Below are 20,862 nucleotides of genomic sequence, written 5' to 3' on the forward strand. Positions count from 1 at the left end.
TTTAAAATCTAAATAGCTAAATCATTATTTACAGAACCTATTATAGATTTTATACTTTCATTTATTTTTCTAGCTACATAAGGATTATTCATTGTATATAGATGAATTCCCTTTACTCCACTAGATACTAAGTCTACTATTTGTTCTACTGCATAAGCTATTCCAGCATCTCTTAAAGCATTTTTATCATGTTCATATCTATTCATTATTTTTATAAATTTTGGAGGAAGTGACGCACCACATAAAGAAACTATTCTTTCAATTTGTTTTTTGTTTATTACAGGCATTATTCCAGCTTGAATTGGTACATTTATATTCTTTTTATTAATTTTATCATTAAACTCATAGAATAAGTTATTATCGAAAAACAATTGACTTATCAAATAGTCTGTACCACAATCAACCTTTTGTTTTAATCTTTCAATATCCTTATCTAAAGAAATGCTTTCTGTATGTCCTTCTGGATAACAAGCTGCTGCTATAGAAAAATCATGATGCTTTTTTATATAATCTACAAGTTCAAATCCATAGTTATAATCCCCTATTGGTTTTTGATCTAAAGGTATGTCTCCTCTTAAAGCTAATACATTTTCTATGTTATTGTCTTTAAGATTTTTTAATGTATTTTCTATAGTTTCTTTTGTAGAATTTATGCAAGTTAAATGAGCTAAAGCTTCTATGTTATATTTGTTTTTTATAAGTGATGAAAGTTCACAAGTTTTATTACCAGAACTAGTACCACCGGCTCCATAAGTTACACTTATATAATCTGGCTTTAGATCTTTAAGTTCATCTAGTGTTTTATATATATTTTCAATTGGAGTAGTACTTTTAGGTGGAAATACCTCCAAAGAGAAAACTACATTTTTTTCGGAAAATAAATTTTTGATTTTCATTTAAATAACCCCTTTTCGTATTATGTCTATTTTATAATTTTTATTATTGATGCTTTACACTGTTCTTTTATTAAGTATAGATTTAAACTAAATATTTTGATTATTAAATTTATTTTTTATTTAGTTGACTTTTTATTTTAAAATAAATAAAAAACCTAAAGGAGTAATCCCTTAGGTTTTAATAACGTAAGATATTATCCTTATCTATCAGCATAATGCTGCAGGATTTAGCACCTTGTATATAAATATACGGTTGCCGGGCTTCGTAGGGCCAGTCCCTCCGCCTCTCATGATAAGCTTCATTCATTTTTTATTAAGTACGATTATATTACAAAAAAAAGAAAATGTAAAGCTATTTTTTATAATTTTTTTATGAAAACTTATACACTTGTTTTTAAGAAGTTTATTTAAAAGAATCTTCTATATTTAAAAAACAACACAGTTTATCTTAATATAGATATATTATTAGGATTATGATTTTAAATTAACTTTATTATATTACTAAGTAATTTTTTATTTATAATAACTACCCGTATATCTTTATGTACTATTTTTTTTACATTAAAGTGCATTTAAATTTTTCACTTACAACACCACCTAATATATATCATAAGATTTTAGAATAATATTAGTATTTAAGTTTTTATTATATTTAAACCTTTATCTTTCTAAACTAAAAAGATAAGTACACCTTTAGCCTCTCTAATAGATAATAAAATTTATACATTTCTCTATTGTATAAACTTTATTATCTATTAAATATAGTTTTTGTATTAAAAAAGCTAAGTGGTTTTTAATACCATATGATCCCAACGGTGGAGAAAGGGCACTTTTTAAAATAATAAAAAAAATATAAATATTTTTTCCTTCTAGTAATATAGCCAATGTATACTTTTTCACTCTAAGTAAATCTATACAAATCATAAATTAACCCCTTGACATAAAAAATGATTTTAAATATAATAAGTTTCAAGCAAAGGTTAAATCAAATTTAAGAAAACGAAAAATTGAATTTTAAAAAGTTAATATAAAATATTTCTTATCAAGAGTGGTTGAGGGACAGGCCCTGAGAAACCCGGCAACAGCTGATTTTTAAAAATCAGAAATGTGCTAAATCCTGCAGTTAAATTTACTGAGAGATGAGAAAATTGTAGTTTCTATAACTGTAATTTAAAGTCATTTCTCTAAGAAATGGCTTTTATTTTTTTTAATAACAAGTTGAAACAGGTTGATTCAATAAACCACTTGTTTCCATTTAAATAAATAATTAAGGGGGCAATACTATGTTTAATGAAAATTGGAAAGATGAAACTATATGTATACAAGGAGGATATACACCAAAGTCTGGAGAAGCTAGAATTCTTCCTATAGTACAAAGTACAACTTATAAATATGAAGATCCAGATCAAGTTGCTAATTTATTTGATTTAAAAGAAGAAGGATTCTTTTATTCTAGAATAGGAAACCCAACTGTTGCAGGGTTTGAACAAAAGCTAACAGAACTTGAAGGTGGAGTTGGCGCGGTAGCTACTGCATCAGGACAATCAGCTATTACTTTAGCAGTTTTAAATATTTGTACAAAAGGAGATCACATTGTAGCATCTTCAAATCTTTATGGAGGAACATTTACTCTACTCTCTTCTACTTTAAACAAATTAGGAATTGATGTAACTTTAGTTTCTCCTGATGCTTCAAGAGAAGAAATTTTAAATAAATGTACTGATAAAACTAAACTTATATATGGGGAAACAATGGCTAATCCTAGCTTAAATATTTTAGATTTTGATAAATTTTCAAGTGTTGCTAAAGAAATTGGAGTACCTTTTATAGTTGATAATACTTTAATGACCTCTAAACTTTGCAAGCCATTAAAGCATGGTGCTAATATAGTAGTTTATTCTGCTACTAAATATATTGACGGTCATGCAACAAGTGTAGGTGGAGCTATAGTAGATGGTGGTAACTTTGATTGGAATAATGGTAAATTTAAATCTCTTTCAGAGCCAGATCCTACATACCATGGTACAAATTTTTCAGAATCTTTTAAAAATGCTGCATATATAGTTAAACTAAGAGTTACATTACTTAGAGATTTTGGAGCATGTTTAAGTCCTTTCAATGCATTCTTGTTTAATTTAGGACTAGAAACATTACATCTTAGAATGGAAAGACATAGCGACAATGCTTTAAAGCTAGCCAAATTTTTAAAAGATCATCCAAAAGTTAGTTGGGTTAATTATCCCCTACTAGAAAACAATAAAAATTATGATAATGCTAAAAAGTATCTAAAATATGGTGCTAGCGGTATATTAACTTTTGGAATTAAAGGAAATGACGATGCAGCTAAAGTATTTACTAAAAATCTTTCCCTAGCAGCTTTAGTTGTTCATATAGGAGATGCTAGAACTAGTGTAATTCACCCTGCTAGCACAACTCATAGACAGTTATCAGAAGAACAATTAATATCTTCTGGAGTACCAAAAGATTTAGTAAGAGTTTCTGTTGGTATAGAAAATGCAGATGATATAATAAAAGACTTTGATCAAGCTTTAAATAATATAAAATAAGCATAATTAAATTTTGCATAATAATAAGGAGGACTTCATAAATGATTTCAATAGCTATATTAGGAAATGGTGTAGTTGGCTCTGGAGTAGCTGAACTAATAGAAAAAAATATAAATAGTATAAAAAACAAATTAAATAAAGGGATAAAAATTTCTAAGATATTAGTTAAAAATAAAGATAAACATAGAAACAGCAATAATTATAGAATTATAACAGACAAACCAGAAGATATTTTAAAAGAGGATGTAGATATTGTTGTTGAATGTATGGGTGGTTTAAATCCAGCTTATGAATATATAAAAATGTCTTTAAAGCAGAAAAAACATGTAGTTACTGCAAATAAAGATTTAATTGCAAAGCATGGTTTAGAACTTTTAAGTCTTGCTAAAGAAAATAATGTTAAACTTTACTTTGAAGCTAGTGTAGGTGGTGGAATACCAATACTTAGACCGCTTAAAAACTGCTTAATAGGAAATAATGTAACAAGCATAAAAGCTATCTTAAATGGTACTACTAACTTTATTTTAACAAAAATGTCTAAAGAAAATCTTAGTTTTGATAAAGCTTTAAAATTGGCTCAAGAGCTTGGCTTTGCAGAAGCAGATCCTACTTCTGATATTAAAGGATACGATAGTGCTAGAAAACTTAATATACTGTCTAATATAGCTTATAATAGAAATTTAGATTGGGAAACTTTTAAAGTTGAAGGAATAGATAAACTAGATGAATTTGATATTTTAAAATCTAACAGATTAGGTGGCACAGTTAAATTTATTGGAATTAGTAATATAATAAATGATAAAATACATGCTTCCGTAAGACCAGTTATTGTGTCTAAAGATTCAATACTTGGAAAAGTTGAAAATGAATTTAACTCTATAGTTATAGAAGGCGACAGCGTAGGAGAACTTGCTTTTTACGGTAAAGGCGCAGGAAAACTTCCCACAGCTAGTGCAGTTTATGCTGATATAATGAATGTTTTAATAAATAAAAAAGAAGATCAGTTATTATTTAATAAAGAACCTGCAAATCTTCAAAAAAGTTTTACGGATAAAAAAGATTGGATTGTAAGAATTAAAGTAGATAACAAAGATAGGCATAAAATAATTAGTAAATTAAGTGAAAAATTTAATAAAGTATATATAGACACAGATGACTTACTTCCTAAAGATGAAGTTTTTGCTACTATTTATTCAGTATATGAAAAAGATTTAGAAGAAAATTTAAGAATTTTTACTGATATTAATAACGTAAAAACTCTTATGATACTATAATTTTTTTAGAAAGGATTAAATGATGAGTATATTTATTGATGAAAATCTGCCAGCTTATGAAATTTTAAAAGCTGAAGATATAGATGTATGCAGTAAAAATTCTAATATTTATAAATCTAAATGTCATAGTGCATTAAACATACTTATACTTAATTTAATGCCTCAAAAATCTAAATCTGAAACTCAACTGATAAGACGACTTGGTAGCAGTCTACTGGATATAAATATTACTTTATTAAAAACTAAAACTCATAAAAGCAAAAACACAGATGAAACCTATCTTAGCACTTTTTATAAAACAATAGATGAAATTAAAGAGGAAAACTTTGACGGCGCTATTATAACCGGTGCCCCTATAGAACTTTTGGAATTTGAAGAGGTAGATTATTTTAATGAGTTAAAAGAAATATTCGATTACTGCAAAGAAAAAGTTAAATCTACATTATATATATGTTGGGGTGCACAAGCAGGATTATACTATCATTATGGTATACCTAAATATAAATTAGACAAAAAATTATTTGGAGTATTTTCTCACAAACTAATTACTCCTAGCAAGTTAACTAAAATGTTTGATGATGAATTTTATGCTCCTCATTCAAGGTACACATATACAAAAGGCGAAGATGTATTAAAATGTGATAAGCTACAAATAATCGCCGAATCTAAAGATGCTGGAGTTTACATGGTACAAAGTAAAGATTTAAAAAGTATATTTGTTACTGGTCACTCTGAGTATGATAAATTCACTCTTTATGATGAATACAAAAGAGATTTAAATAAAAATATTGAAATAGATATTCCTAAAAACTATTTTTTAAATGATGATCCTAATAATAAACCTATAGTTAAATGGAGATCTCACGGAAATATGCTTTTCTCCAATTGGCTAAATATAGTAAACAGTTTATAATTTATAAGTCTTCCTTACAAAAGCATACGTTTTTTATACTAATTATAGAAAATATCAGTGTACTATACTTATTAATAATAAATAAGGTACACTGATATTTTCTATAATATAAGAATTTAATATATACTTAAGCACAATATACTAATGATTTTAGTACACTGTTAAAGTCATTTACATCATCAGCTTTTGCTACACCCCATTATAGCTTGACAATCAAGAATTTTATTAAAGAAATCTTTTCTATTACCCTTTTTAGTAATTTCCATATAAATATTACCATCCTTAATAAATATTATCCTATTACAAAAACTAGCTGTAAAAGGATCATGAGTTACCATTAAAATAGTGCTTTTTATGTCTTTATTCAATTTATAAAGGTATTTCATTACATTATTTGATGATTTTGAATCTAAATTTCCAGTAGGTTCATCTGCTAATATAATTGAAGGATTATTTACAAGAGCCCTACTTGTTGCTACTCTCTGTTGCTGACCACCAGATATATTATAAGGATATTTATCTTTAATATTATAAATATCGAAAAACTTCATTATTTTCTTTGTATTTCTTTCCATATGATATCTTTCCTTTTTATCAAGTACCATAGGAAGCATTACGTTTTCTTCTAATGTTAAACTATCCATAAGATTAAAGTCTTGAAAAATAAAGCCTAAATTTTTTCTTCTAAATATAGCTAATTCATTTTTTCCTAAACCTTCAATGTTTTTCTCCATAATTTTAATAGATCCTGATGAAGGTTTATCTATACCTCCTAAGATATTTAAAAGTGTGGTTTTACCACTTCCGGAAGGCCCCATAATACCTAGGAATTCACCAGCATTAACTTTTATATCTATTCCATTTAAAGCATAGGTACTATTACTTTCATCTTTTCCTCTATAAATTTTAGTTAATTGCTTTGTTTCTAAAACTATCATAATTACCTCCCAAACAAAATAACATATTTTAAATTCAAATTATTATATTTAATTAATTTATTTTGTTATCTTTTGAAAATACTTTTTTAAAGTAATATTATAAAAAATTAATTGGATTATTAAATATATAAACCAGACTATAAAAACATTAATTATGAGCTTTGTATAAAAATAAATTTCAACACAATGTATTGCAATATAAATAATACCAAAGATTCCTCCCATTAAAACAGGAATAAAAAATATTATAAATAATTCTTTAGAAATTATTCTTTTCATTTCTTCGTCAGTTATACCAATCTTAAAAAGTTTATTATATCTTTGTTTTCCATAGTTTACACCGGAAAAAATTTTAAAATACAATACAACACCACTAGATATAAAAAAAATCATCCCTATATAAAGCATTGAAAATAAGTAAAATCCTGTTTCATTCTTCTTACTTTTATATTCATTTAATTTAGAAATAGGTTTTAATCTTTCAATTCCTTTAGATTTAGTTTTAAATTTATTGTGGCTAGTACTCCATAGGTTACTTTCACTCCAAATTTCATTTGCTTTTTTTAAGTTATGAAAAAGGTCTAAATAAAATTTCTCCGTTTTTTCTGTTTCTTGAAATTTAAAAAGATGAATAATTCCTTTTGTTTTAATGTTACTTTCCTTTGAAACATTTTTAAAATCAACTTCATCTAGTACAATTAAATTATCTTGTGTGTATGGATTAATATTAATTAACTGCCCTGTAATATTAACTCCAGCATAATTAAATGTATATACCTTATTACTTTCTTTATTTTTAAGTCTTATATTTTTCTTATCTGTATAGTATTCACTACTCTGTTTACTAATACATTGTAGGGCACTGCCTTTTTTTACATCTATATATTTATTAGCTAATCTACTTGCTTTTAAATCAGAAATAACAGTTATTCCATGACCCCAAAATCTATCTTTAGAATTAACGAATTCCATATCCGTAAGAATATAATTTATATCCTTTTTATCTATAAGAGGTGTACTACTTTCATTTATTATTTTATTAATTTTTTTAGAATTTAATTTATTTACATTATCAGTTTCTATATACATTACATCATAGGGAAATTGAAAGTTTATATTCTTTGGGAATAAAATCTTACTACCAAAAGTTAGTCCTATAAAATAAATACAAGCAGCGGCAGACAAAGTAAGAATATAAATTATGTTTTTAAATCCTCTAAATCTATATTGTATTTCTGCTAAAGTTATCATGTTTTTAAAATATATATTTTTCTTTCTTTTTAGAATAAATAGTACTGCACTTCCAAAATGACCTATCCACATATATAACCCTACTAAAGTAATTACCATAAAAAGTGCAACCATACCAACATGGTTTTTAAATATAACTTTTATTATAGTTAAATACATTAATATAAAAGAACCAATAATGAGACTAATTCCTAAAAATGCATAAAAAGGTTTGTTAACTGATTTTTTTTCGCCTCTTCTATTCTCTTTTAAAAGCTCAGAAATTTCTAATTTGCTTGTATATAATAAAGATTGAATACAAATTATTATAAAAGTTATTAAGAAAAATATTATTGATAAAAGAAAGCATTTAGGACTTACATAATACTTTATATTTATTGATAATATTTTTACAACAACCATAAGAAACAATCTTGAAAAAACCATTCCAGAAACTATACCTGCTAAAATTGATAAGAATGCTATAATTGAATTTTCTATCACAATAATTTTACATATATTTTTTTTCATCATACCTAAAGTTAAAAATAATCCAAATTCTTTAGTTCTCTCTTTCATAAAAGATCCATTAATAAAACTTATAAATAAAAAGCAAAACAATACCAATACACCAAAAGATCCTTGAAGTATTGAATAAATTGTAGTTCCTTTAAGTTGATTTGAAATTTCAGGATTAAAAAGTACTGTACTATGCATAAATAAAGCTGTAATACAAAAAACACTACTGAAAAAATACATTATATAATTTGATGCACTATACTTTAAATTTTTTCTAACTACATCTTTAAAAGTCAAATTATATCACCACCACTTTTTATTGACTAATATTTTAAATATATGGTAGCTGCTACCTGTTAACTTTATTATAAAACTTATATTTAAAAGAAAAAATGCATTTTCATTACTGAAATCTTACAATTTTGAAAGGTATTTTATTGTAATACTTGTACCCTTACCTAAATCACTTTCCACATAAATATCATGACCTAATTTTTCACATATAATTTTACATATATATAGGCCTATTCCTGTGCTATTTTTAAACTTTCTTCCATTTTCTCCTGTAAAGAAAGGTTCTAATACTTTGTTTACATCATAATCTGGTATACCTATTCCTTCATCTCTTATAGTAAGAACCACATATTTTTCTTCTTTTTTAATATTAAAAAACACATATTTACCTGTACTTTTACTTTCATCAATATCTCTACTATATTTGATAGCATTAGAAATAATTTGTCCTATCATAAACTTATTCCATTTTTCATCTGTTAAAATTTTTTCATTACTGGCTTCTATTAATACTTTTGGAAAAACATTATTGTATATAAATTGATTTTTTCTTTCATTAATAACTTTTATTAATGAATCATATAAATCTATATCTTCTGGAATATAATCCTTAGAAAAATCTTCTATTCTTATCATATTTAATATTTGATCTAATCCAATTAGTATTTTATTGTTTTCTTCTCTTAGTTCATTTATTAAATTTAAAATTTGTTTTATATTGTTATCTTTAGAGAATGAATTATTAGAAATTTTTTCAGTAATTTTTTCAATTAAAATTTCAATGATAGATACAGGAGTTTTCATATTATGAACCCACTGTGAAAAGAATTTATTATTAACTTTATTTTTTTCTTTCATTAAATTTATTCTATTAGTATATATTTCATTTGTTTTATTTAATAATTTTTTTACTTCTCTTTGTTCATATGTTCTTGCATATATATCTATATTTATATTGCGGCTAGCTTTTTTTATACTTTTATTGAATTTATAGTATTTAATATAGCTAAATATTAAAAATAATACATATATATAAATAGAAAGTAGCACCGGATATCCAAATGATATAGGTTTGTCTCTATAAAGATAAAAAAATAAAATAATAGTAAAAGTATTAATAAAATAAACTAAAGTAAACATAAGCTTGTCCTTTAAAAAAACACATATTGTTTTATCCACATTTATCACCTTCTATTCTTAGTTATCTATTAAACTTGAATCAAAATAATATCCTATTCCCCTCTTAGTTTTAATAACTTTTTTTATACCAATATTTCTTAATTTATTTTTTACTCTTGTTACATTCACATTTAAAGTATTATCATCTACAAAAATAGTATCATCCCATAATATTTTTAATAAATTTTCTCTAGTAACTATTTTATCTTTTTGAGTCATTAATTTTTTTATTAACTTGCATTCATTTTTACTCAATTCTACTTCTTTATTTTTATAAAATATTTTATAATTACTTTCATCTAATTTTAAACCATTTACATTAATACTGGTTTTTTTCGTATACTTGCCACAACTTCTACGAAGACATGCTTTTATCTTAACCAACAATAATTGAAGACTAAGTGGTTTAGTAATATAATCATCCGCTCCTAATTCAATTCCCATAACCTGTTCTGCTTCTAATGTTCTTGCAGATATAATAATAATTGGCACTGTAGATTTTCTTCTAAAAACACGACAAAAATAAAAGCCATCATAGTATGGTAAATTTATATCTAATAAAACTAAATCTGGATTTATCTTATAAAACTGATTCTCTATTTGTTTATAATCTTCAACTGTTACCACTTCATAATCATATCTTTCTATATATTCCTTTATATGTTCACTTAATTTATCATCATCTTCTATAATAAAAATTTTAGTCATCCCATTACCTTCCTTATATAAATTAAATATTCGCACCAAATAAATGTAATATATTGTATATGTTATCATATAAAAAATTTAACTTCAAAAAAATACTTTAAATCTAAATTATATAGATTCAAAGTATTTTCGTTTGGTATTGGGTATTATTTATATTCGATCATAGGTTGTAATACATATTATTAATATTATACATTTTATCTTTTTTATAATTAAATTGTTTTATCATTTGTTACCCACTTTTGTTTTTACTAATTATTTATTAAGGTTTTCAGACATTATTTTATCTATTAAGATTTTGTTTATAATTTTATCTATTGTTATTTGTAGTTAATATATTTATCTATTATCTAATCAGACTAATTATTGTATTTTATTTACCATATTTTATCTACTAATTATTATTTATTAAGAGTTATCTATCTCTTATTTATTCAAGTTATTATATTTTCTATGATTTAAGTATCACTTTATCAATAGATTGACCTGGTGGAACTATTGGATAAACATTTTCATCTATATCAATTTTACATTCTATAAATATAGGCTTTTTATTAAACTCTACATTGTTTAATATAGTTTTAAGACTTTCCATAGAATCTGCACTATAACCTTCAATTCCGTAGGTTTTAGCTAAATTAGTATAATCAAAACCATCCTTTATATCTGACTCAGAATAATTTTTATTAAAGAAAATGGATTGCCATTGTCTTACCATTCCTAAAGTATGATTATTAAATAATACTATAGTTAAAGGTATATTGTAATTTCTCACAGTAAACAATTCGTTACAATTCATCCTAAAACTACCATCACCAGTTATAAGTAATACAGGTTTTTCTTTTTTTCCAATTTTTGCTCCTATAGCTGCACCTAAACCATACCCCATAGTTCCTAATCCGCCAGATGTTAAAAAAGTATTTGGATTTTTAAAGTTCCAATATTGAGCGGTCCACATTTGATGCTGACCTACATCTGTAGCAACTATAGTTTCATCTCCTAGCCTATTTTGTAAAACATTAATTATATTTTTAGGATGAAAATCTAAGCTTTCTACTTTATAATCTGCTTTCCAACTATTTATTTCCTCTTTCCATTTTTCATTTTTCTTTTGTTCTAATTTACTAGTTATTTCCTTTAAAATATATTTCAAATTACCTAATAAAGAAACATCGCATTGAATATTCTTATTTATTTCACTAGAATCAATATCTATATGAACTACTTTAGCTTTATTAGCAAAAGTTTTAGGTGCCCCTATTACTCTATCACTAAATCTAGATCCTATAGCTATAAGTAAATCACAATTAGAAACTGCTAAATTGTTCTTTTTAAATCCATGCATTCCAAGCATTCCTAGTGAAAGCGGATGTTTTCTTGGGATACTTCCAAGTCCCATCATAGTATTTACTACAGGAGCATCTGATTTAACTGCTAAATTCAATAATTCTTCACTTGAATTTGCAATGTTAACCCCACCGCCAGCATGAATAAGCGGTTTTTCAGATTTTGATATAAGTTCTACTATTTTATCTATTTTAGAGTAATCCAAAGATTCCTCATTATTTTCTAAGGTCTTTTTGTCATTACTATTACTGAAATTTTCAAATTCTTTCATAAATATATCTTTAGGTACGTCTATAAGTACAGGTCCCGGTCTTCCACTTTTAGCTATATGAAAAGCTTCTTCAATAATATTAGGTATATCTTCTACTTTTCTTACTAAATAATTATGTTTTGTTATAGAAAATGTTATACCAGTTATATCTACTTCTTGAAAAGCATCTTTTCCTAATCCAGAAGACACTACTTGTCCTGTAATTACAACTAAAGGTATTGAATCCATATAAGCTGTTGCAATCCCTGTTACTGTGTTTGTAGCTCCTGGGCCAGAAGTTGCAAAGAAAACCCCAACTTTCCCTGTACTTCTAGCATATCCATCAGCTGCATGAACGCCCCCTTGTTCATGAGCTGCCCTTATATGATTAAATTTATCACCTTTATTGTATAATGCATCATATAAAGGGAGCACTGCTCCACCGGGATATCCAAATATGGTATCCACACCTTGTTTTTCTAAAGATTCTAATAAAACTTGTGCTCCATTCATTTTATCCTTCCCCCAATTTTATTTATAATAAATACTGTAAATGAAATTAGTTCGATACTGTATATAATTACTAGCCCACTTTTTCATTTGTTTTTATTTACATATGGCACCTTCTGATGCAGAGGATACCATTTTAGAATACTTACTAAGATATCCAGATAGATCTTTTGTTTTAATCTCTAATTTTTCTCTTCTAGATTGAAGTTCTTTTTCATCTACTAAAAGTTCCAAAATACCTTTTTCAATATCTATCTTTATTGAGTCACCATCTTTTACTAAAGCAATAGGACCACCTTCTAAAGCTTCTGGTGAAACATGTCCTATTGCAGCACCACGAGTTCCCCCGGAAAATCTTCCATCTGTTATTAATGAAACAGATTTATCTAATCCCATTCCACCTAAGGCGGAGGTTGGTGTAAGCATTTCTCTCATTCCTGGGCCACCTTTAGGACCTTCATATCTTATAACTATTGTATCCTTTGGTTTGATTTTACCACCTAAAATAGCTTCTACTGCAGCTTCCTCAGAATTAAAAACTTTTGCATTAGCAACAGTTGACATCATACTTTCATCTACAGCAGATTGTTTTACTACTGCTCCATCTGGTGCAAGATTTCCTCTTAAAACTCTTATGCCTCCTGTAGTTCTATAAGGATTTTCGATATCTGCTATAATTTTATTTCCTACTTTTTCACTATTCTCACAAAGTTTTCCTAAAGCTACACCTCTTGATGTTTTAACATTTAAATGAATTAAGTTTTTCTTTGAAAGTTCTTTTATAACAGCCATTATTCCACCGGCTTCATATAAATCTTCTATATGATAAGGTCCTGCAGGACTTAACTTACAAAGATTTGGAACCATGCCGCTTATTTTATTTATTTTTTCTAAATTTAAATTTACTTCTGCTTCATTTGCAATAGCTGTTAGATGAAGTACTGTGTTTGTAGAACATCCAAGTGCCATATCTACTGTTAATGCGTTTTCAAAAACTTCAGAGTTCATTATATCTCTAGGTAATAAATCATTTTCTATAAGTTTCATAATTTGCATACCAGTTTTTTTAGCAAGTCTTTTTCTTTCTGAATATACAGCAGGAATTGTTCCGTTTCCTGGAAGAGCCATTCCTAAAACTTCTGTCATACAGTTCATAGAATTTGCTGTAAACATTCCCGAACAAGAACCACAAGTTGGGCAAGCTTTTTCTTCTAATAATTTTAATTCAGAATTACTCATTGAGTTATTGCAAACTTTACCTACTCCCTCAAATACAGTAGTTAAATCAACTTTGTTGCCCTTTGCTTTTCCAGCAAGCATTGGTCCACCGCTAACTATTATAGCTGGTATATTTAGTCTTGCAGCGGCCATAAGCATCCCTGGTACTACTTTATCACAACTAGGAATTAAAACTAATCCATCAAGTCCATGTGCTTTTGCCATTATTTCTATACTATCGGCAATTATTTCTCTGCTAACAAGAGAGTATTTCATACCTTCATGATTCATAGCTATTCCGTCACATACTGCAATTGTAGGGAATTCAAGAGGAGTTCCTCCTCCAATTAATACTCCCTTTTTTACAGCTTCAGCCATTTGTCTAAGTTCGATGTGACCTGGAACAATTTCATTAAAAGAATTAACTACCCCAACTAAAGGTCTATCTATTTCTTCATCAGTAAGACCTGAAGCTTTAAAAAGGGATCTGTGAGGAGCTTTAGTTACTCCTTGCTTTACTAAATCACTTCTCATTTTATTCACCTACTTACAATAATTTTTATTTGTTTTCTATCCAAGACATCATTTTTCTTAAACCTTGACCTACTTCTACTAAATCATGCTCTAATTCTCTCTTTTTAAGAGCTGTAAATACCGGTCTATTCATTTGATTTTCTGCAATCCAATCTCTTGCAAATTTACCAGTTTGGATTTCATCTAAAACTTTTGCCATTTCTTTTCTAGTTTCTTTTGTAACCATTCTTCTACCAACCATATAGTCACCAAATTCAGCAGTATCACTTATACTGTAACGCATTTTTTCAAATCCACCTTCATAAAGTAAATCTACTATAAGTTTCATTTCATGAAGACATTCAAAATATGCAATTTCCTTTTGGTATCCTGCACCTACAAGAGTATCAAAACCAGCTTTGATAAGTTCTGTAACTCCTCCACATAAAACAGCTTGTTCTCCGAATAAATCTGTTTCTGTTTCTTCTTTAAAGCTTGTTTCTAAAACACCTGCTCTTGTTGCTCCAATTCCTCTAGCATAAGCCATAGCAACAGCTCTAGCTTCTTTTGTATAATCCTTATAAACTGCAAATAATGCTGGAACTCCTTGGCCTTCAGTATATACTCTTCTTACTAAGTGACCTGGTCCTTTTGGTGCTACCATAAATACATCAACATATTCTGGTGGAACTATTTGATTGTAGTGAATATTAAATCCGTGAGCAAATGCTAAAGCATCTCCTTCTTTTAAATTATCTTTTACACTTTCTTCATATACTGATTTTTGTTTTTCATCTGGTAAAAGCATCATTACTACATTGCTTTCTTTTACTGCATCTGCAACTTTAAGTACTTTTAATCCATCTTCTTCTGCTTTTTTCCAAGATTTACTTCCGTCATAAAGACCTACAACAACGTCTACCCCACTATTTTTTAGATTTAAAGCATGTGCATGTCCTTGACTACCATAGCCTAAAACTGCAACCTTCTTTCCTTCTAATACTTTTAAATCTGCGTCTTTGTCATAATACATTTTTGCCATTTTTATAGCCCCCTTAATATTTGAATACTCAGAATATTAAAAATATTCCAAATATATTTAGCGATTATTTTTTAATATTATTTATATATTTTTAGAATAGGTTAAGTTTTCTTAATATTTAAGATGAAACTTTAACCTCATAAACATCTTGAAGTTTAGATATATAATTTAATACATTTTTCATTGAACAATCTTCTTGAAAAGTTATGTTAAGATGAACATCGTTATTTTCTTGAACTTGCATGTTAATCTCTCTTATATTAATTTCTTTTCTTCTTAAAAAATTAGATACTCTTACAAAGCTATCAATGCCTTGATTAAGTTTTGCACAAACCATATTCATTAATTAACACCCCCAAACTTTTATAAACATAAAAATTAAATTTAACTTTAAAGAATCATTATATTATATTTTATTTGCGCGCATAAATTAAAATATAATAAAAAATCTCTCGTCCTTATAAGCATTATTTAAGTATACTTACAAGGACGAAAGATTTTGCTTCCGCGGTACCACCTTTTTTGTAATTATATAATAAAATATTGATATATTATTAATAATTACCTCTTTTTTCAGGTCATTTCAAAATAATCTTTGATATTAACCCTAACCATATATCGCTGGTATACGTCTTTGCCTACTCGAATAATCTTTCAACCTAGAAACTCTGGAGTGAGCATTATATATTCAAATTAATATCAACTTTCACCAATCATTGACTCTCTGGAATTAATTTATAGAATATTTTTCTCTCCGTCATCGTTTTGTTTATGATTTATTTGTTTAACTTGTGTATGATTATATAACTTTTTAATTTATATTGTCAACAGGTTTTTTAAAAAATATTTCAACTTTTTTTTTTATTAACAATGATAATGTTTACTTACCTTTTTAAAACGTTTTCTATGAACAAACTGTTAACAGATACTTTTTTTCAAAATTAATACATGAATATATACTTATAACAAATTTCATTTTAGAATATAAATCTATAAAATAATATTGACAATGTATACCATAAATAGTATATTAGTTAAAAACAATAATATAGTTTGTTAAAAATATTGATAATTTAAAAACGTTGAAAGGAAAGAGTAACTAGATTACTATTTTACAGAGAATTGAGTACGGGTGAGAGCTCAAAGATAAGTATCTATTGAAAATCATCCTTAAGTTGCAAGCTGAACATTAAAGTAAGCTGTGCCGGTTGTTAACCGTTATTATAATTAAGTTATAAACTTGAGTGGTACCGCGAGTATACTTCGCCTCATAGAGGAGAAGTATACTCTTTTGTTTTATAAATAATTATAAAAACTATCATGATAGTATACTATTCATATAATTCAATATGTAAATAATATACTTTTATACAAAAAAACGTAATGTAAAATTAATAATATTATTTTTCAAAATATATTATAATAGCATGCTTTACACTTATATATAATTTAAAATATCTTTAATTATTAAATTTTCAAAATTTTCTATATAATGCATTATATTATTAATCAAATACAAATGGTTTTCATTTATATTTATGTAATACTTTCAAGGGGGCTTTTTAAAATGTTAAATTTACTAAAAAAAATAAACAATTTTACTGGAAAATATTTTGCATTATTAATTATTATTATATCTGCAGGAGCATTATATACTCCAAATACTTTTAAACCAATAGTACCACATATTCCTGTTTTACTTGGAGTTATAATGTTTGGAATGGGGATGACTTTAAAAGGAGAGGATTTTAAACTTATATTAAAGAATCCTAAACCAGTGCTTATTGGAGCAACAGCTCAATTTACAATAATGCCTTTAATTGCATTTGTTTTATGTTATATATTTAAGCTACCACCAGACTTTGCAGCAGGAGTAATTTTAGTTGGAACGTGTCCTGGAGGAACTGCTTCAAATGTAATAGCTTATCTTGCAAAAGGAGATGTAGCTTTATCTGTTTCTATGACAACAGTAACAACCATGTTAGCACCTATACTAACACCTATTTTAACACTTTTATTAGCAGGCAAGTTTATACCAGTTTCAGCTTATGCCATGTTTTTATCAATAGTAAAAGTTATATTATTACCTATTCTATTAAGTATAATTATTAAAAATATATTTAAAGGTAAAATTGAAGCTATATCTGAAATTCTTCCACTTTTATCTATAGTATGCATAATGCTTATAAATGCAGGAATTGTTGGGGCCAATTCTTCAAAGATAATATCATGTGCATTAATACTATTTGTAATAACTATGTTACATAATACTTTAGGATTATGTTCAGGATATTTTATAGCTAAGTTTTTTGGTTTATCAGAAGAAAAAAGAAGAACTCTTTCTTTTGAAGTAGGTGTTCAAAATGCAGGTCTTGGAGTTTCACTTGCTACTTCTCATTTTACTCCAATGGCAGCACTTCCAGCGGCAGTTGCAGTTGTATGGCATTTAATAGCTGCACCAATTCTTGCAGGCTTTTGGTCAAAGCGACCAATAAAGCCCAGTAATAATATTAATAAAAATTTAGAAGTAAAAAATGCTGTATAGCTATGTAATTTAAAATCATAATTTTATGTAGATATAGTTATTTATATCTATACAAAAAATTATAAGACCAAGTATATATTAACTTATACTTGGTCTTTATTTATATCTACATATTATATTATTTAGTTTCTTAATATATAAAACTTTATTACAGCAGGAATTTCTCTTAAAAAACCATAGGTTTCATGAGATTCATATTCCTTTACATATACTCCTGAATAAGAAGCATCTAAATCAACTTTTTTAGCCATTAAAGAAGCTCTTTTAAGATGAAATTTATTTGAAACTATTATGGTACTATTAAAGCCTTTTTCATTCATAACCTTTTTAGAATTAGTTAGGTTATCCATAGTAGTTAAGGATTTATCTTCTTTTATAATTTGGTTTTCTTTAAGACCTTTTTTTAATAAATATCTTTTCATAGCTTCTGCTTCTGAAATATCTTCTCCCGGTCCTTTTCCTCCTGAAACTATTATATAATCTGCATACCCTTCCTTAACAAGTTTTAAGCCTTCTTTTACCCTTTCCACTAAAAATGGGCTTGGAGTTTTTCCATATACGCTACATCCTAATACTATAACACAATCAGATTTATGTGGTTTAGATTTATTTCCAAAACTTTTAATATTTATACCTATGATACCTAGGATTATAATGAATATAATAATTATTATTGAAGATACTTTTAAAAATTTTTTCATTGTAATTTAAAACCTTTTTAACCCTTCTTTGTGTATACTTCTAAAACATAATTATATAGTATATATACAATTATATCAAACATAGAATTTATATAGTATATGGTTTAATATGCACTTTCCCCATTTTTATATAGTAGGTACTATAAGTTTATAATAAAAAATAATACTTTTTTAAATTTACGAGTTTTTTGTTAACCTTTACAAAAGATTTTTTAAATTTATAAACCAAATAATTTTGATATTAGTTTTATAATAATTATTATAAATATAAAATCAGATGAAGCAAACCACAAACCATTTATTCCATATTGAGTTACATCTAAAAAAGGAACTGCTAGAGCTACTAACATAGTAAACAAAAATCCTAAAAGAAAACCAGATACAATTGCTCCTCTTCTTCCACCTATTGCATTTCCAAATACACCTGCTGCCGCTCCATGGAAAAACATTATAATCATAGCTGGTAATACAACAATACCTGTAAAACTTGATAAAAAAGTTGCTAAAAGTCCTCCAGTTAAAGCTGATAAAAACCCTATAGTTACAGCAGTTGGAGCATAGGTATAAAATATAGGTACATCAAGAGCTGGTTTAGCCCCAGGAACAATTGTTTCAGCAATGCCTTTAAATGCTGGAATAATTTCTGCTAAAAACATTCTAACCCCTTGTAAAAGAACTAATATACCTGCTACAAAAGTTAATCCTGTCATAATTGAATACTGTATAGAATTTTGACCACCAGATACTTTATCAACAACTTCTGGAGTAGCTATAACCGCAGTTACAATAAATATAATTACCATTACAATGGACATTAAAACTGACATATCTTTTAAAAATTCTAGTTTGTCAGGTACTTTAAGATCTTCTGTAGAATTATCTTTATTTCCAAATTTACCACCTAGCCAACTAGAAAAACAAATTAGAGAACTTCCAAAGAAGCCAAATGCAACATTGTCATTTCCAATAACTTTTCTAACAAAAGGTTGAGCTATAGCTGGATAAAAGACATGAGCAATACCTTGTATTATAGATCCAAAAATGATTATTTGAACTGTTGAAAATCCTAATTGATAAAAAGTTACAGCCATAGCTCCAGAGAAATACCACATCATATGCCCTGTTAAAAATATATATTTATACTTAGTAATTCTTGCAATTAACAAATTAATTAAAAATGAAAACAACAAAATATATGAAGTTTCTACCCCTACAACTGCTTGAAGAGCCCCTACTAATGCTGTATCATCTGGAAATAGACCTGATAGTCCAAAAGCTCCTGTAAATATCTCACTAAAAGGTATTAATGCACTAACAACTATATTCGCACCTTGTCCTAAGATTATAAATCCTAATATTACTTTTAATGTGCCTTGAATAATATCTGAAACACTTTTTTTCTGAACAACTAACCCTAAAAAAGCTACCATTCCAATTATAATTGTGGGATTACTTAATAACGCTACAATTATTTTCATTTCAACTTCTCCTTTCTATTATTTCTTTAATTACAGGAATAACCTTATCTTCAATCTCCTTCTTGTCAAGTATATTCTTAATAGCAACTAGTGGTTTTTCTACATCTAATTTTTTAGCTATTTCTTCAGATGTAATAAATAACTCCGGAGATTTACTACGGGCTGTTCCTAAATCAACAGCTTCACCTCTTACCTCAATACCTTGTTTTTTACCAATTGATTGTACATCCATCAATAACATTAAACTAGTACCTAACCCGCATCCACAAACAGTAATAACATTAATTCTCATATTATTCTCCTCCTTTTTTTGAATTAAATATATAATATATATCTTCAATAGACTGTGCTTTTAATAAAGCTTTATAATGTGCTTCATCAGATAATACATTTAAAACTTCTCGTAATGTAGAAAGATGTTTATTACTATCTACACTAGATAAAACAATTAAAATGTTAACTTCATTTTCTGAATTTTCAGAAAAATAAACAGATGTCTTTACCTTTAATACTGATATGGCTGACTTCTTTGCTCCATCTTCTGGCCGAGCATGTGGAATAGCTAATTTAGGTAAAACAATAATATAAGGACCTAGACTTTCTATGTTTGAAATCATCTTAGTAACATAATTATTAGTTATATAATCATTTTCAAGTAATGGTCTAGCAGCTATCTTTATAGCCTCTTTCCAATCATTACAATTGTCTATCAGTTGGATGAATTGTTTTTTTAACAATAT

Annotated in this window: 17 protein-coding genes, 2 riboswitches and 2 other annotated features; of the genes, 4 read left to right on the forward strand and 13 right to left on the reverse strand. The window is 26.8% G+C overall.

Features of this window, described 5'->3' with window-relative positions:
* Positions 1-8: 8 nt before the first annotated feature.
* A complete protein-coding gene (gene metF / locus ABDZ71_RS10745; protein WP_343761559.1) occupies positions 9-896 on the reverse strand; it encodes a methylenetetrahydrofolate reductase [NAD(P)H] in 888 nt (295 codons plus the stop codon).
* 197 nt (positions 897-1,093) lie between these two features.
* Positions 1,094-1,195: riboswitch (SAM riboswitch) on the reverse strand.
* A gap of 737 nt (positions 1,196-1,932) precedes the next feature.
* A riboswitch (SAM riboswitch) is annotated at positions 1,933-2,042 on the forward strand.
* A 137-nt stretch (positions 2,043-2,179) separates the two neighbouring features.
* Here metF and ABDZ71_RS10750 point away from each other — a divergent pair.
* From ABDZ71_RS10750 to ABDZ71_RS10760, 3 genes are read left to right on the forward strand one after another with little or no spacing between them, the layout of a single operon-like run.
* On the forward strand, positions 2,180-3,463 hold the full coding sequence (locus ABDZ71_RS10750; protein WP_343761561.1) for an O-acetylhomoserine aminocarboxypropyltransferase/cysteine synthase family protein: 1,284 nt from the start codon (positions 2,180-2,182) through the stop codon (positions 3,461-3,463).
* Positions 3,464-3,504: 41 nt separating this feature from the next.
* Positions 3,505-4,737: a homoserine dehydrogenase gene (locus ABDZ71_RS10755; RefSeq protein WP_343761563.1), complete on the forward strand. Its 1,233-nt coding sequence runs from the start codon at positions 3,505-3,507 to the stop codon at positions 4,735-4,737.
* Positions 4,738-4,759: 22 nt separating this feature from the next.
* On the forward strand, positions 4,760-5,650 hold the full coding sequence (locus ABDZ71_RS10760) for a homoserine O-succinyltransferase (protein ID WP_343761565.1): 891 nt from the start codon (positions 4,760-4,762) through the stop codon (positions 5,648-5,650).
* Between the two features lie 179 nt (positions 5,651-5,829).
* Here ABDZ71_RS10760 and ABDZ71_RS10765 read toward each other — a convergent pair whose 3' ends face one another.
* From ABDZ71_RS10765 to ABDZ71_RS10800, 8 genes are all read right to left on the reverse strand, one after another.
* A complete protein-coding gene (locus tag ABDZ71_RS10765; RefSeq protein ID WP_343761567.1) occupies positions 5,830-6,588 on the reverse strand; it encodes an ABC transporter ATP-binding protein in 759 nt (252 codons plus the stop codon).
* A gap of 57 nt (positions 6,589-6,645) precedes the next feature.
* Positions 6,646-8,634: an FtsX-like permease family protein gene (locus tag ABDZ71_RS10770; protein ID WP_343761569.1), complete on the reverse strand. Its 1,989-nt coding sequence runs from the start codon at positions 8,632-8,634 to the stop codon at positions 6,646-6,648.
* Positions 8,635-8,751: 117 nt separating this feature from the next.
* Positions 8,752-9,810, reverse strand: a complete 1,059-nt coding sequence (locus ABDZ71_RS10775; protein WP_343761572.1) for a sensor histidine kinase — start codon at positions 9,808-9,810, stop codon at positions 8,752-8,754.
* An 18-nt stretch (positions 9,811-9,828) separates the two neighbouring features.
* Entirely contained in the window at positions 9,829-10,518 is a 690-nt protein-coding gene (locus ABDZ71_RS10780) for a response regulator transcription factor (protein WP_343761574.1), read from the reverse strand.
* A 451-nt stretch (positions 10,519-10,969) separates the two neighbouring features.
* The gene (ilvB, locus tag ABDZ71_RS10785; protein ID WP_343761577.1) at positions 10,970-12,628 is read right to left on the reverse strand and encodes a biosynthetic-type acetolactate synthase large subunit; all 1,659 of its coding nucleotides are present in this window, start codon (positions 12,626-12,628) and stop codon (positions 10,970-10,972) included.
* A gap of 93 nt (positions 12,629-12,721) precedes the next feature.
* The gene (ilvD, locus tag ABDZ71_RS10790; RefSeq protein WP_343761579.1) at positions 12,722-14,377 is read right to left on the reverse strand and encodes a dihydroxy-acid dehydratase; all 1,656 of its coding nucleotides are present in this window, start codon (positions 14,375-14,377) and stop codon (positions 12,722-12,724) included.
* A 25-nt stretch (positions 14,378-14,402) separates the two neighbouring features.
* Positions 14,403-15,398 carry a ketol-acid reductoisomerase gene (gene ilvC / locus ABDZ71_RS10795; protein ID WP_343761581.1) on the reverse strand — a complete coding sequence of 332 codons (996 nt, stop codon included), beginning with the start codon at positions 15,396-15,398 and terminating at the stop codon, positions 14,403-14,405.
* A 118-nt stretch (positions 15,399-15,516) separates the two neighbouring features.
* Positions 15,517-15,741 (reverse strand): ACT domain-containing protein, encoded by a 225-nt coding sequence (locus ABDZ71_RS10800; protein WP_343761583.1) that lies wholly within the window; start codon positions 15,739-15,741, stop codon positions 15,517-15,519.
* 139 nt (positions 15,742-15,880) lie between these two features.
* Positions 15,881-16,168, reverse strand: a binding site (T-box leader).
* 303 nt (positions 16,169-16,471) lie between these two features.
* Positions 16,472-16,672, forward strand: a binding site (T-box leader).
* 293 nt (positions 16,673-16,965) lie between these two features.
* On the opposite strand from ABDZ71_RS10800, the gene ABDZ71_RS10805 reads away from it, so the two are divergent.
* On the forward strand, positions 16,966-17,943 hold the full coding sequence (locus tag ABDZ71_RS10805; protein WP_343761585.1) for a bile acid:sodium symporter family protein: 978 nt from the start codon (positions 16,966-16,968) through the stop codon (positions 17,941-17,943).
* A gap of 122 nt (positions 17,944-18,065) precedes the next feature.
* Here ABDZ71_RS10805 and ABDZ71_RS10810 read toward each other — a convergent pair whose 3' ends face one another.
* The 4 genes from ABDZ71_RS10810 to ABDZ71_RS10825 all read right to left on the reverse strand — a co-directional run bounded on the left by ABDZ71_RS10810 (position 18,066) and on the right by ABDZ71_RS10825 (position 20,859).
* Positions 18,066-18,644, reverse strand: coding sequence for a YdcF family protein (locus tag ABDZ71_RS10810; RefSeq protein WP_343761587.1), 579 nt, complete (start codon positions 18,642-18,644; stop codon positions 18,066-18,068).
* A 218-nt stretch (positions 18,645-18,862) separates the two neighbouring features.
* Positions 18,863-20,122: a PTS ascorbate transporter subunit IIC gene (gene ulaA, locus ABDZ71_RS10815; RefSeq protein WP_343761588.1), complete on the reverse strand. Its 1,260-nt coding sequence runs from the start codon at positions 20,120-20,122 to the stop codon at positions 18,863-18,865.
* 1 nt (position 20,123) lies between these two features.
* Positions 20,124-20,414, reverse strand: a complete 291-nt coding sequence (locus ABDZ71_RS10820; protein ID WP_343761589.1) for a PTS sugar transporter subunit IIB — start codon at positions 20,412-20,414, stop codon at positions 20,124-20,126.
* Position 20,415: 1 nt separating this feature from the next.
* Positions 20,416-20,859, reverse strand: coding sequence for a PTS sugar transporter subunit IIA (locus tag ABDZ71_RS10825; protein ID WP_343761590.1), 444 nt, complete (start codon positions 20,857-20,859; stop codon positions 20,416-20,418).
* Positions 20,860-20,862 lie beyond the last annotated feature (3 nt).

The organism is Clostridium oceanicum, assembly GCF_039521385.1.
Lineage (GTDB): Bacteria > Bacillota > Clostridia > Clostridiales > Clostridiaceae > Clostridium_F > Clostridium_F oceanicum.

Excerpts from the sequence above, each read along its gene's own strand:
- ilvB (WP_343761577.1), bottom strand. The coding sequence starts at position 12,628 with ATGAATGGAGCACAAGTTTTATTAGAATCTTTAGAAAAACAAGGTGTG.
- metF (WP_343761559.1), bottom strand. The coding sequence starts at position 896 with ATGAAAATCAAAAATTTATTTTCCGAAAAAAATGTAGTTTTCTCTTTG.
- ABDZ71_RS10810 (WP_343761587.1), bottom strand. The coding sequence starts at position 18,644 with ATGAAAAAATTTTTAAAAGTATCTTCAATAATAATTATTATATTCATT.
- ABDZ71_RS10755 (WP_343761563.1), top strand. The coding sequence starts at position 3,505 with ATGATTTCAATAGCTATATTAGGAAATGGTGTAGTTGGCTCTGGAGTA.
- ABDZ71_RS10820 (WP_343761589.1), bottom strand. The coding sequence starts at position 20,414 with ATGAGAATTAATGTTATTACTGTTTGTGGATGCGGGTTAGGTACTAGT.
- ABDZ71_RS10805 (WP_343761585.1), top strand. The coding sequence starts at position 16,966 with ATGTTAAATTTACTAAAAAAAATAAACAATTTTACTGGAAAATATTTT.
- ilvC (WP_343761581.1), bottom strand. The coding sequence starts at position 15,398 with ATGGCAAAAATGTATTATGACAAAGACGCAGATTTAAAAGTATTAGAA.
- ilvD (WP_343761579.1), bottom strand. The coding sequence starts at position 14,377 with ATGAGAAGTGATTTAGTAAAGCAAGGAGTAACTAAAGCTCCTCACAGA.
- ulaA (WP_343761588.1), bottom strand. The coding sequence starts at position 20,122 with ATGAAAATAATTGTAGCGTTATTAAGTAATCCCACAATTATAATTGGA.
- ABDZ71_RS10780 (WP_343761574.1), bottom strand. The coding sequence starts at position 10,518 with ATGACTAAAATTTTTATTATAGAAGATGATGATAAATTAAGTGAACAT.
- ABDZ71_RS10760 (WP_343761565.1), top strand. The coding sequence starts at position 4,760 with ATGAGTATATTTATTGATGAAAATCTGCCAGCTTATGAAATTTTAAAA.
- ABDZ71_RS10765 (WP_343761567.1), bottom strand. The coding sequence starts at position 6,588 with ATGATAGTTTTAGAAACAAAGCAATTAACTAAAATTTATAGAGGAAAA.
- ABDZ71_RS10750 (WP_343761561.1), top strand. The coding sequence starts at position 2,180 with ATGTTTAATGAAAATTGGAAAGATGAAACTATATGTATACAAGGAGGA.
- ABDZ71_RS10800 (WP_343761583.1), bottom strand. The coding sequence starts at position 15,741 with ATGAATATGGTTTGTGCAAAACTTAATCAAGGCATTGATAGCTTTGTA.